The following is a 13234-nucleotide window of genomic DNA, read 5'->3' on the forward strand; positions in this document are numbered from 1 at the left end:
CTTGGCGACGGGCGCCGCGCCCTCTCCCGCCGATACGGCCCGAAGCGCAACCCCGCGCTTCGGGCCGCTCTATCGTGGGTGGCTATTGACGCTTGTCCTGCTGACGGCGGCTTTTGGCTATGTCGACCGGGTCATCGTCCAGACCTTGGCCCAACCGATCAAGGAAGATCTCGGGCTCTCCGACTTCCAGCTCGGAATGCTGAGCGGGCTCGGCTTCGCCATCCTCTATTCGGTACTCGGGCTGCCGATCGCGCGACTCGCCGAGCGGCACAGCCGAATCACGATCATTTCGGTTTCAGTGGCGCTCTTTTCGGGCTTTACCGCGCTGTGCGGCATGGCCGGCAATTTCACTCAGCTTTTTCTGTGCCGCATCGGCGTCGGTATCGGCGAGGCTGGAGTTCAGTCACCCAGCGTCTCGCTGCTCGGCGATCATTTCCCGGCCCATCAACGCGGCCGGGCGATGACCATCATGAAGCTGGGCGCGCCGGTTGGGTCCTTCTGCGGCGCCCTCGCCGCCGGCTGGCTCGCCCATCATTATGGCTGGCGGGTCGCGATTATGGCGATAGCCGGCCCGGGCCTCATCGTGGCGCTGCTGTTCCGGCTGACCTTGCGGGAACCGGAACGCGGCATGTGCGACGAAATCCCGCCTGCCAAAGGTGAGCGCCCGCCCTCCTTCAGCGCCGTGTTGAAAATGATGTGGCTGCGCCCCGAATTCCGCCACATGATCATCGCGCTGGCGCTGGTGACGATGGGCCTGTTCGGCGGCGGCGCTTTCGTCACGCCCTTCTTCATGCGCGTTCACGATCTGCCACTCGACCAAGCAGCGGTTTATATCGCGATCCTCACCGGCGTCGCCGCGTCTGCCGGCTTCGTGTTCGGCGGCTTCACGATCGATTTTATCGGTCGGCGGTCGCCTCGCTGGTACGGACTCTTGCCGGCGACCGGCGTAGCCATGGCGGTGCCCTTCTATCTGCTCGGCTATTGGGTTGGCGATCCGCGTCTCGGTCTCTTTTTCCAGATATTCGGCGGCGCCAGCCTCTTCTTCCATCAGATTCCGACGCTTGTCGCCTTCCAGAATATGGTGACCGCCCGGATGCGCGCGACAGCCGCTTTCGTCTTCTTCTTCGTCTCCTCGTTACTGGGAATCGGGCTGGGCCCGCCGCTGATGGGCTTTATCAGCGACCTGTACGCCAGCATGTTCTATGCTGGCGACTTCGCGGCGAGTTGCTCAGCCCAAGCCATGACGGCCGATTGCGCAAGCGCCTCGGCGCAGGGCGTGCGCTATGCCCTGATGACCAGTATGGTGCTTTATCTCTGGGCCGCGACGCATTTCTTTCTCGCCTCGCGCCGGTTTACGACACAGAATGAGTTGGCATGAAGGCAGATTATATCATCGTAGGCGCCGGTTCGGCCGGCTGCGTTCTCGCCAACCGGCTGAGCGCGGATCCCAAGAATCGCGTTTTGCTGGTCGAAGCCGGCGGCAAGGACAATCACTGGCTGCTGCGCATGCCGCTGGGCTTCATGCGCGCCTACAAGACGCCGCATTTCCTTTGGCATTATGAGACCGAGCCCGAGCCGAGCCTGAACAATCGCCGGATAGCGATACCGCGCGGCCGCGTCCTCGGCGGCTCCTCCTCGATCAACGGCCTGTTCTTCATGCGCGGCCACAGCCTCGATTTCGATACCTGGCGGCAGATGGGTTGCGAGGGTTGGGGCCATGCCGACGTCCTCCCCTATTTCAAGAAGATGGAGCGGAGCTGGCGCGGTGCGGGACCCTATCATGGCGATAGCGGGCCCCTGCCCGTGGTGCCCGTCGATACTTCGCGCCTCCTTCATGAACCGCTGATGCAGACGGCCGAGGCCGCCGGCTTCGGCACGACCGAGGATCTCCACGGAGAGGTCGAAGAGGGCTTCGCCCGCGGCGAACTGACCATCGACGAGAAAGGCCGCCGCGCCAGCACGTCACGGGCCTATCTGACCCCGGCCCTTGCCCGCCCGAACCTGACCGTCGTCACCGGTGCGCTGACCCGGCGCGTCGTTATCGAGAACGGCCGCGCAACCGGCATCGAAGTGCATCGCGACGGCAAGACCGAGCAGTATCACGCCGAAAAGGAAGTGATCCTGTGTGGCGGCAGTTACAATTCTCCACAATTGCTGATGCTTTCGGGAATCGGCCCCGGCGATCATCTGCGCGAACATGGAATCGAACCCGTTGCCGACCGGCCGATGGTCGGCCGCAACCTGCAAGAACATCCGCGCGTGCCTGTGCATTTCGCCATGAGCAAGCCGGCGAGCTTCCTCAACGAATTGCGGTTTGACAAGGTCGCGCTTTCGGTGATCCGCTGGGCGCTGACCGGCAGGGGGGCGTTCGCGACCCAAGTGAACAGCGCCAATCCGATCCTGAAATCGCAGCCCGACCTCGCCCAGCCCGATCTGCAGATCTGGGCGAACCCGATCCGCATGGACGCGAAAATCTGGTTTCCGGGTTTCGGCGAACGGCAGGAACACCGGATGACAGCGGACGTGATCCTGCTCCACCCGCGCAGCGCGGGCTGGGTACGCCTGCGCTCCGCCGATCCCGGAGATTCCCCGGCGGTGACGCTGAACATCTTTTCCGAGCCCGAGGATTTTGAAACCGCGAGGCGCGGAATTGAGATCGTCCGCCGCATCTATTCGACACCACCCCAGTCCGAGTTTACAGGCCGCGAAATCGTGCCCGGCGCGGAACTCGACGATCCGTCCGCGCTGGACACCTATATCCGCGAAAACGCGATGGTGACCCAGCACCCGGTTGGCACCTGCGCGATGGGCGCTTCGCCGGACACGGTATGCGACCCGCAATTACGCGTCCGCGGCGTAGCGGGCTTGCGCGTCGTCGACGCGTCGGTGATGCCGACCGTGCCTGGCGCCAACACCAACGGCCCGACGATCATGATCGCCGAAAAGGCCGCCGACCTGATATTGGGGCGCCCCTCGCTCCCCGCCGAAGACCCACGCACATTGAAAGAGGCTGCAGCATGACCAAGGAAGACTGGCTGGAAAATTATATCGGCGCGTTCAACCGCAGCGATTTCGATGCCTTCACCAGCTATTATGACGAGGATGTCGAGTTCGATCTCGGCGGAAAGCATTTCATTAAGGGCCGCCAGGGCATTCGCGACTTCTACACCGGCGTCTTCGCGAAGGTGGAGGAAACGCTCGAAGTGACGCAGGTCGTGCTCGACGACAAAGGTCTTGCCTGCATTATAGAGACCGAGTTCAAGGCCCTCGAAGACTGGCCAGATTTCATCGCCGGCCCGATGAAGAAGGGCGAGAGCATCTTCATCGAGAGCTTCATTTTCTACACGATCGGCGAGAACGGCAAGTTCACGAAGATCCGCACAACCCGCTCGAAAGGCTAGAGCCATGAATGCACCCTTTTCCTCTGATGCGCTTGGCGCGCTGCGCAACGATCTTGGCGCCGGAGCGCGCAAGCTCTTCATCGCCAACGAGTTCGTCGACGCCGTTTCCGGAGAAACCTTCGACGTCGTCGATCCGGCAACCGGCGAGATTTTTGCAAGCGCCGCTTCGGGCGGCGCTGCGGATATCGACGAGGCGGTAAAGGCCGCCCGCGCCGCTTTTCCCGGCTGGGCCGCGACCCCGCCTGCCGCGCGCGCAGACATTTTGCTGAAGCTCGCCGATCTCATCGTCGCCAATGGCGAACGGATCGCGCTAACCGAATCACTCGACAATGGCATGCCGTTCATGATGGCGAAGTTCGGCGGCGTGATGGGTGCCGCCGGCGTCCTCAAATATAACGCCGGCTGGGCGACCAAAATCGCGGGAGAAACGCTCACCCCATCCTCGCCCGGCGAATGGCACGCCTTCACCCTGCGCGAGCCGGTTGGCGTGGTCGGATCGATCGTGCCGTGGAATTTCCCCTTCATCATGGCGGTGGCCAAGATCGCGCCCGCACTCGCGGCGGGCTGCACGGTGGTGCTGAAACCCGCCGAACAAACGCCGCTCAGCGCCGTGATTCTCGGCGAATTGCTGCAGGAAGCGGGGCTGCCCGAAGGCGTCGTCAACATCGTTACAGGTTTCGGCGAGACGGCGGGCGCCGCACTCGCGGCCCATCCCGATGTCGACAAAGTCGCGTTTACCGGCTCGACCTCGGTCGGCAAGGCGATCGTCCATGCCTCGACCGGAAACCTCAAGCGCCTTTCGCTCGAACTCGGCGGCAAATCGCCCACCGTGATCTTCGAGGATGCCGATCTCGACAAGGCGATCCCGGCCGCCGCGATGGGCATATTCGGCAATGCCGGTCAGGTCTGCGCCGCCGGATCGCGCCTCTTCGTCCATGAGAAAATCGCCGATCAGGTGATCGACGGCATCGTCGAGCGTGCCAAATCCCTGCAGGTCGGCGCCGGCCTTGCGCCGGGCACCGAGATGGGCCCGCTGGTCAGCCAGGAGCAGCTCGAGCGCGTCATGGGCTATATCGAAAGCGGCGCGGGTGAAGGCGCGGAAATCACCGTCGGCGGCGAGCGGATCGACGGCTCGGGCTATTTCGTCCAGCCGACCGTGCTGACCGGCACGGCCTCGGGGATGAAAGTTGTCGACGAAGAGATTTTCGGCCCCGTGCTCTGCGCGATGCGCTTCGGCGACGAGGAGATCGACGCCATCGCCGCACAGGCCAACGCGACCGACTATGGCCTGTCCTCGGCAATCTGGACGCGTGACATTTCCAACGCGCTCAAGCTTGCCAAGCGATTGAAGGCGGGTTCGGTGCGGATCAACGGCGGCTCCGGCGTCGATCCGGCGATGCCGCTCGGCGGCTACAAGCAATCGGGCTGGGGACGTGAAAACGGCAGCGCTGGCATCTTGGCCTATACCGAGCTCAAGGCCGTGACGGTTGCGCTCTAGGCGGCTGGAGAGAGAGAAAATCGATGTTCGACTATAACGAATATATCCGCGTCTTCTGCACAGGCGACGACGAAGCGCTCGTCGATCGTTTCTTCAACGACAATCTCGTCTTCACCGGCGGAACGCGCATCCATCACGGCAAGCAAGGGCTGAAGGAGTTTCTCGACTGGGCGCATGACGGCGTCCGCGAGGTTCCGCGCGTCCAGCACTGGGCGCGCGACGGCGACATGTTGTTCGCCGATGTCGACATGGATTTCCATGCGACCAAAGAGCGACCGGACTTTCCGTTCGGCCACCTCCATCCTGGCGATTCGGTGACCGTGAAGTTCCACGTCACCTACCGGCTGGAAGACGAGAAGATTTCTGCGCTGAACTCAATGACCTGGGCGCCGGAATATGGCGTGACCAAGCTGCCCAAGCTTGGCGGCCATCCCAGCCAGGTCGCCGCTTACATGGCCTATGGTTCCGCCTTCTCGAACGCGGACCATGAACGCTATTCGCAATTCTACACCGACGATGCCACGCTCCAGCTCAGCACCATGCCGCTGATAGAGGGCAAGCAGGGCATCATCGATTTCTACACGCCGATGTTCCAGCGGGTGCGCGAACATCTGACGATCCACAAGCTGCTGGCGGACGACGAGGCGATATTCGGCGACACGACCAGCCGGTTCACTGCGGTGGAGGATTCGCCCGAATTCGTCGTTGCGCCGCTCGCCAAGGGCGAATCCGTCGAGGTCCGCGTTTTCGTGCTGTACACCCTGCGCGAGGGCCTGATCTCGTCGATCAAGGTCGCGCGCGCCGGCGAACTGGAACGTCTTACTTAGGCGATCCGTGCGAAACCGGCCGAGCGGATACGCGTGAACTTGCCGTCTGCGATATCATAGAAAGCGAAATTTATGCTCTGCCGTAACTCGCCCGCCTTGAGCGGTCCGGTAGGGAAATCGAGCCAGTCCTCATAGGGCCGAAGCGTGGTACGAACCTCGACGGCTACCCGGTCCGGCGAACCGACAAAGGTCAGCAGCTCCAGATTTTCTTCCAGCCGTTCCTTCACGCCGCGATAGAAATCGAGGATCGCGTTGCGCCCGGTCAGGGTCGCCGCCCGGCCATGAAAGGCGACGTCGTCTGCGTAATAGGCGCCGAAGCCGTCGAAATCGTCGCCGTTGAAGGCGGCAAGATAGGCTTCGAACCAGGCGCGCGAACCCGGCTGTTTCATATCAGGCTCTCTTCGCCTCGATGACCGAGAATTCGGTATCCGTCGGAAAAATACCGGTGAGTTCCAGCCCGGACTCGGCGAGCAACGTTCGATATTCCGATTCCGTGCGTTCCTTGCCGCCAACGCGCAGCATCACGAGATCGCCCTGGATCACGGACAAGGTGCCCGCCGCGGGTTCGACGATGTCGGGCACGATCCGTTCGACCAGAAGAACGACGCCATTTTCGTCGATCGCTTCGCGACAATTGCGCAGGATGGTGCGCGAATGTTCGTCGCCCCAATCGTGGATGATATATTTGAGGAGCAGGCAATCCGCCTTGGCCGGCACGGCCTCGAAGAAGCTGCCCGGCAGGAACTCGATCGCATCCCCCTTACCCAATTCGCTCCGATAGCGATTCCCGGGCTCGCCCAGCCCTTCGAGATCAAACACGCAACCTTTTAATTGCGGATGGGCATCGAGGATACCGATCAACAGCGCGCCATAGCCGCCGCCAACGTCCATCGCCGTCTCGAAACGGGAGAAATCATAGGCCCCTGCAACGACATGCCCGACCTTGAGCGTTGTCTCGGCCATGGCCCGGTTGAAGATATCCGACTGTACCGGATCGTTATTCTGCATCTCGGCAAAATGCTCCGGACCGGACTCGACCGAGGGCTCGCCCGTTTCGACGACATGGCCGAGTTCGGTAAACCCGTCCCAGAGCCGGCCCGACCAGTGTTGCGCCATGCCGCTCAACGAATCCGGATGGTCGCGCCGCAGAGTCTGGCCGATCGCGGTCAGCGCAAAGGTCCGCTCGTCGGTCTGCTGCAAGAGACCGAGCACGGCGAGCGCCCGCATCACACGGTGCAGGCCATCGGTCTGCACGCCGGCCACAGCCGCGATCTCGCTCGCGCTTTTCGGCCCTTCGGCAAGTTGGTCGAAGACGCCGAAACGGACCCCCTCACCGATTACTTTGGTCGACCAGCACGCACTGATCATATGCATCAATTCCTGCCTGTCCGGCGACAGGATCGCGGTTTCCTTGTTCACTATGCCGTTCCTCTCTGTGTAACCACCGACGCTATCACGGCCTGGCGTGCATAACTGTTCCGTCCGAGCATAAAGACTAGCACGGCAACGATCAGCGGGACGACGGCGATGCAGGTAAGCGTCAGCTGTAGCGAAAAATTCTGGGCGATAGCGACGCCGCCGAAGATCGGCGAGATGACGCCGCCGATCCTTCCGGCGCCGCCCGACCAGCCCAGCGCGGTCGAGCGCATGCGCGGCGGATAGACTTGGGTGATAAGCGTGTTGAGACCGCCTTGCCCGCCGGTTTGCGCGAAGCTCCAGAAGAGCAGAATGCCGATAAAGATCGGCGCCTCGAACGATACCTGGCCCATGGCGAAGAGCGCCACCGAGATGCCGATATAGTAAAACGGAATCAGCGTTGTCGCGCGGATGCGGTCCATAAGATAGCCGATCGTCAACGTACCGACCACGCCGCCGCCATAGGCGATCAGCGCTATGATCGCGAAGCGCTGGATCGGGATGCCCGCCATTTCCTGGAAAAAACTCGGAAGCCAGGCGGCGAGCAATGCGATATTGGCCATGCTCAGGAAGCATGCGGCCCACAGGATCGACGTCATCCATGTGCGGCCCTCTAGGAACACATCGAGCAGCTTGGCCTTCCGCGCAGTACCGTCCGCCTCCCCAAGCACGAAAACCTCGTCGCCGGCCAGCACGACCGAGCGGTCCATACGCTGGATCGTCCGCGCGATGCCGGGATCTTTCGGATTCCGTTCGGTTCGGTATTTGAGCGATTCGGGAACGAAGAACAGCAATAGCGGAATGCACAGGATTGGTACGATTCCACCGATCCAGAAGCCGCTCTGCCAACCATATATATCGATCAACCACGCAGCGACGGCGCCCGATGCGGCGCTGCCCGTCGAATAGCCGGCCAGCGCAATGGCGATGAAGGTCGAGCGACGGTGCCTCGGCGTCGCTTCCGAGATCATCGCCAGCGCCATCGGCAAGCCTGCCGACATGAAGACACCCGCTATGCCGCGCATGATCGACAGCTGGAAAAGCGTCTGAGCATAAACGCTCGCCAGGGTGACGGCACCGAAGGTCGCGCAGGCGAATATCAGCATGGAGCGCCGACCGAAGCGGTCCGCCAGCGGCGCGACGACGAAAGCGCCAACGGCAAGGCCGATCTGCTGGCAAAGGAAGAGCAGGGTCATGGCTTCTACCGGCTCGCCGAAACCTTCGGCGATCGCCGGGGCAATCTTGCCGACCATGAAAATATCGAAGCCGTCGATAAAGCAGACGAGCAGACAGACGAGCAGCACCGCCAGCTGTGGCCGGCCGATTTTCTGCCGATCGACAAAGGCCTCGACGTCGAATTGCGCCATTCGCTACTCTCCTCTGCGGGGCTCTCGATACGAAACTATGCCCGACGCCCGCTTGCGCCGCGAGTAAGCCATGTTTTTGTTGCGAGATCAACAAATCGAATCCGCGGGACACAAGCCAAATCGCGGACAGCCCCGGGGCCGAGGAAGAATTTCTCCGTCAGGAAACCATCTTCGAATATGTTGCCGGAAGCGGCCGTTAAAGTATAAAATCTCCCACAACGAGAGTGACAGTATCCTCGATCCGGATAGCGAAGTCGGCCACCATGTCGCCATCGGTATCGCCGAAGATCCGCGTTTCGCCGCCGATCTGCTGATAGCGCAGCTCGCCCGCAGCGCCGGAAAAGGCATCTGTTCCGATAAAGGTAAAATCCTGCGTGCCGCCGACTGTCGTGTCGGCGTCAATGCCGACAAGCTGGATGCGATCGCTCTCTGCCTGACTGAAATCGGTGATCCTGTCGGTCTGGCTCAGCGTCGCCGACAAATCCCCATCGACAAAAGCAAAGCGGTCGGCGCCGCCCCCGCCGGTCAAGGTATCCCGACCCGCGCCGCCGAACAGCGTATCGGCCCCCGCATCGCCGTTGAGGATGTCGTTGTCGGCTTCGCCCTGAAGCCGGTCATTGTCCGCGCCGCCGAACAAGGTGTCCGCGCCGTCCGAGCCCAGCAGCCGGTCATCGCCATTATCGCCATGGAGTTCGTCGCCGCCGCCATTGCCGGCCAGCGTGTCGTTGCCGTCGCCGCCGTGCAGCGTGTCGGACCCGCCGCCGCCGGCCAAAATATTATCGAGCGCATTGCCAAAACCTTCGCGCGCCACCGGGCCGACCAGCCGCAGCTCCTCGACATTGTCCGGCGCGGTGATTCCGTCGAGATAGACGAAGACGCGGTCCCAGCCCTCGCCCGCCGCTTCGATGATCTCGTCGCCCGCCTGTTGCAGGAAATAGGTGTCGTCCCCAGCGCCGCCGACCATGCTGTCGTTGCCGGACGATCCCGCCAGCGTGTCGTTTCCATCGCCGCCGGCCAACGTGTCATTGCCTGCTTCGCCGGATAGCCTGTCATTGCCGTTTCCACCGTTGACGGAATCATCGTCCCGCCCCCCGCGCAATGTGTCGTTCCCGTCATCGCCGCTGATATTGTCGGCACCCGAACCGCCGATCACGGAATCATTGTCGGCACCGCCGATAATGCTGTCAGCACCGTTGCCGCCGCGAATGAAGTCGTCACCGGCTCCGCCGTCGAGCGTGTCGTTACCACCCAAACCGTCCAGCGTATCGTTTCCGGAAAGTGCAAAAAGATCGTCAGCGCCTGCCGTTCCCCTGAGGTCATTGTCGGTGATGTCGAGTAGAGCGAGCAAAGCAGCCGCTGCCTGGATCAACCCTGCCCCGGTCAATGCGTCGGTGCCCGCCGCCTCCATGTCGATCGCGGTGCTCTTCAACACGCTGTCGATCTGCGCCCACGTCGCATTGGGCGCCGCCTGGAGAAGCAACGCCACGACAGCGGCGGCCGCTGGCGCGGCCGCCGAGGTGCCGAAGAAGTTGGGAAAGCCGTCCGGCTCCACGTCGCTGCCAAAAAAGGTCGTATTGCCGCCGTCAACCGCGACGAAATCGACATTCATCCTGTCGATGGCGGTCGCTAACCGGTTCCCAAATATATCGAACAGGATCGGTGTTCCGCCGAGTGACGTGTAGCTGTTGGCAAGCGGCGGATTTTGCCCGAATTCCGGCGTGAAGAAATAGGCCGAAGCACCGACCGCAAAGGCGCCGTCCGCATTGGGATGACCAAAAACCGTCGAAGCATCGACATCATATTCGAGCCAATTGGCATCGCCGACAAAATCGACGAACTTCATCAAGCCGGGCGCGGCGCCGCTGAACAGCACGATCCCCAGATCAAATTGCGCGGTGGCGCCGGTCGTGTTCGTGAAGGTGAAAATTTCGACCGCATCGCCGCCAAGATTATTGTCGAACGAACCGCCGATAATGTTGGTCGTCCCGGCTTCGTAGATAACGATATCGACATCGCTTTGCGATCCTGCTCCACCCGACACCGAGAAAAAGGGCTGATCCCATTGGAAGCTGAGCTGGATCGATTCGCCGGCTCCGAGCTCGAAGGTCAGGCTGGTATCGACACCGGCCGTGGGATCGAAATCGTGCAGCTCGCCGCCGAAATTGACCTCCGTCACGCCGGAAGCGGTAAAGGCGGATTCGTAGGAATCGTCTGCGCTGTTGCCGGCCGCAGAAAAATAGAAGGCGCCGCCGGCCGTGACCGTATCGACCGCCTGCGAGATGATGCCGTCCTGGAACATCGGGCTGTTCAGATAGCCGACATCGTCGACGATGACCGTCGCGCCGGCATTGGCGAGGTCGATGATGCCCTGAGCAAATGCCGCGATGCCTGTGAAAGCAGTGTGAAAATAGAGATCGGCACCTGGCGCGATATCGTGGACGATCTGAAGCATGGCTCGACCTTCGTCGGTCTCGCCAACCGTGGAATCGTCAAGCACGATGATGCCCGCCGGAAGATCGCCTGTACCGATATCGGTCGCATAGCCACCAAGATCGTTGAAACTGTCGGACAGCACGCCAATGCCGATGCCAGTTCCGTCGAGCGCGAAATCGCCGCGCACATCGTCGGCGGTCAGCGCGGAATCGGCCTGGTTCGTGGTTGATCCCCCGCGCGTGACCATCTGGGACGCTTGCGCAAAACGAAGTCCGTCGATCGCCTCAAGCGCCGAAATCGACGCCACCGGCAGCAGCCCTGACACGATATTGCCGAACATGGAGCCTTTTTGCAGACCCAGCGCTTCGAGTGCCGCCAGAGCCGCGGCGGGATCTTCGGCGGCGATATCGACCACCACCATATCGCCGGTAAAGGCGAGGCTCGGGAAAAGCGTCTGCAGCGCAGCCTGCGCCGTGGACGCCGTGTATGATTGCAATCCCGTACCAAAGGCAGAAAGCGCGCGGAGCGATCCATCGAGGATCGATGCCTTGGAGACCATCAGGCTTTGCATGAAGGGGGCGGGACCGCCCTCTACGCCGCCGCCCCCCGGCGACAATGCGGCCAGTCCCGGCCCCGCGGAGTGGGGGCCTGGAAGGTCGGTATATCGCAGATCCGGCAGGGTGAGATCAGGAGCGGAATCGTCCGGACCGGAGAGGCGGGGAACAGAGATATCGGGGGCGGAATATTCCGGTGTGCCCAGCCATTGCTGGCTTAGCCGGCCGAGATCGAACTCTTCCGATCTATCGTCCTCCGACCGTTTGGCCTCCCGACCATCGCCATTGGTTTCAAAAGGAATATCAGCCATTCCGTGTCCCCTCGTCGCGGAATGCGAAATGCTGCAAAGCATCGCGCCAACGTTTTCTAGCGGCCCTGTGTTACGATATCGGATGCAGGTGACCGCCACAAGACAATGGGCAGTCACCCTGGACAAAGGGTTACCCGCAGCTTTCGACCAGCGCCTTCCACTTCTCCAATGCATCAGGCAGCGAGTACCGTTCCACGATCCGGCTGCGCGCATTTGCGCCCAGCTCGGCTGCCAGCCCGGGATCTTTCAACAAGATATCGGCTTGGCGTGCGAGCTCTTCGGGATCGAAGAAATCGAACAGCAGCCCCTGCTCTTCATGCGTCACGACCTCTTCCACCGGCGCCGTCCGGCTGCCGATGATCGGGACACCGCACGCCATCGCCTCGAAACAGGACCAACTGAGCACAAAGGGATAGGTAAGATAGATATGCGCCCTCGAGCTCTGCAGAATTGCCATGTAGCGCGCATAGGGCACTCGACCGAGGAAATGGACGCGCGAGGCGTCATATTCGACTTCGGCATCCATCTGTTCGCGCCACGTCTCGAAGCGCTCGTTCTGCGGTGGCGCGCCGTAACTTACCTCGTCGCCGCCGACGATCACCAGATGCGCTTCCGGCTGGAGGCGCTGGATTTCGGGGATTGCCCGGGCCAGAATATGATAGCCGCGATAGGGTTCGAGATTGCGGGCGACGAAGGTCAGAACTTTGTCTTCGCGGGTCAACCTTCGGCCATCGCCAAGCGCGATTGAGGCTTCCGAATTGGGCGCAAGGCGATCCGTGTCGATACCGTCGAAAATGACGCGTATCCGGTCGAGATAGGGTTCGGGATGCGTGCTCTTTTGCCATTCGGTCGGACTGACGCCTATGTCGCAGGCTTCAAGGCTTAGCAGTAGCCCGCTGCTCCGCGTCCGTGTGCGGCAGATGGAATCGATATCGGCAGGCATCTCGGGATCGAAATCGACGTCGAGCCCGCGCCCCCGGTAGAAGAATTCGCAATAGTTGATCAGCGGCACCGCCGGAAAGACGTCCTTGCAATAAAGCGCCTCACCCCAGCCCGGATGGGCGATGATCAGATCGGGAACGAAATCCTTGCGTTGCAGTTCGATCAGTCCCCGAGCGACCTGTTGGCCATAGCGCACTGCATTTTCGAGCCTGTGCAGATATTGATGGGTTTGCACGCTTGACGGTTTTGGCTCTTTATACTGGAGCTTGAGGACGTTAGGGATCGTGACGTCTTCACGCTTGGTGAGAAAGGCGATTGTGTTATTCGGATTTTTCGCGAGTTCCGGCGCAAGATATTTGAATTGGCCCGGCATGTTCTGATGAATGAAGAGTATCTTCATGCTAGGCCATTTCCGCTGGTTTTATGACGCAAGCTTTAAACCTTTCTATCAATCCCGAGCCGCGACGATATCGACGCGGCCGACT

At 61.6% G+C, this 13234-nt stretch carries 10 protein-coding genes; 5 read left to right on the forward strand and 5 right to left on the reverse strand.

From position 1 onward, the window contains the following. Position 1 precedes the first annotated feature (1 nt). From H6P80_RS00105 to H6P80_RS00125, 5 genes are read left to right on the forward strand one after another with little or no spacing between them, the layout of a single operon-like run. Positions 2-1378: a spinster family MFS transporter gene (locus H6P80_RS00105; protein ID WP_185799333.1), complete on the forward strand. Its 1377-nt coding sequence runs from the start codon at positions 2-4 to the stop codon at positions 1376-1378. After that, positions 1375-3021 (forward strand): GMC family oxidoreductase, encoded by a 1647-nt coding sequence (locus tag H6P80_RS00110; RefSeq protein ID WP_185799334.1) that lies wholly within the window; start codon positions 1375-1377, stop codon positions 3019-3021. The genes H6P80_RS00105 and H6P80_RS00110 overlap by 4 nt, the downstream gene beginning before the upstream one ends. Beyond that, a complete protein-coding gene (locus tag H6P80_RS00115; protein ID WP_185799335.1) occupies positions 3018-3401 on the forward strand; it encodes a YybH family protein in 384 nt (127 codons plus the stop codon). Before H6P80_RS00110 ends, H6P80_RS00115 begins: the two co-directional genes overlap by 4 nt. Before the next feature lie 4 nt (positions 3402-3405). After that, on the forward strand, positions 3406-4899 hold the full coding sequence (locus H6P80_RS00120; protein ID WP_185799336.1) for an aldehyde dehydrogenase family protein: 1494 nt from the start codon (positions 3406-3408) through the stop codon (positions 4897-4899). A 23-nt stretch (positions 4900-4922) separates the two neighbouring features. Continuing rightward, complete coding sequence (locus H6P80_RS00125) at positions 4923-5726, forward strand: nuclear transport factor 2 family protein (protein ID WP_185799337.1); 804 nt, start codon at positions 4923-4925, stop codon at positions 5724-5726. Here the strand turns inward: H6P80_RS00125 and H6P80_RS00130 are convergent. The 5 genes from H6P80_RS00130 to H6P80_RS00150 all read right to left on the reverse strand — a co-directional run bounded on the left by H6P80_RS00130 (position 5723) and on the right by H6P80_RS00150 (position 13149). Beyond that, positions 5723-6115, reverse strand: a complete 393-nt coding sequence (locus tag H6P80_RS00130; protein ID WP_185799338.1) for a nuclear transport factor 2 family protein — start codon at positions 6113-6115, stop codon at positions 5723-5725. The two genes, H6P80_RS00125 and H6P80_RS00130, sit on opposite strands and share 4 nt — an antisense overlap. Before the next feature lies 1 nt (position 6116). Continuing rightward, entirely contained in the window at positions 6117-7145 is a 1029-nt protein-coding gene (locus tag H6P80_RS00135; RefSeq protein WP_185799339.1) for a methyltransferase, read from the reverse strand. Beyond that, positions 7145-8509, reverse strand: coding sequence for an MFS transporter (locus tag H6P80_RS00140; protein WP_185799340.1), 1365 nt, complete (start codon positions 8507-8509; stop codon positions 7145-7147). Before H6P80_RS00140 ends, H6P80_RS00135 begins: the two co-directional genes overlap by 1 nt. A 196-nt stretch (positions 8510-8705) precedes the next feature. After that, on the reverse strand, positions 8706-11807 hold the full coding sequence (locus tag H6P80_RS00145) for a S8 family serine peptidase (RefSeq protein WP_185799341.1): 3102 nt from the start codon (positions 11805-11807) through the stop codon (positions 8706-8708). A 130-nt stretch (positions 11808-11937) separates the two neighbouring features. Further along, complete coding sequence (locus H6P80_RS00150; RefSeq protein WP_185799342.1) at positions 11938-13149, reverse strand: glycosyltransferase family 4 protein; 1212 nt, start codon at positions 13147-13149, stop codon at positions 11938-11940. Positions 13150-13234: the final 85 nt, after the last annotated feature.

Source organism: Parasphingopyxis marina, from assembly GCF_014237875.1.
In the GTDB taxonomy this organism is placed as follows: domain Bacteria; phylum Pseudomonadota; class Alphaproteobacteria; order Sphingomonadales; family Sphingomonadaceae; genus Parasphingopyxis; species Parasphingopyxis marina.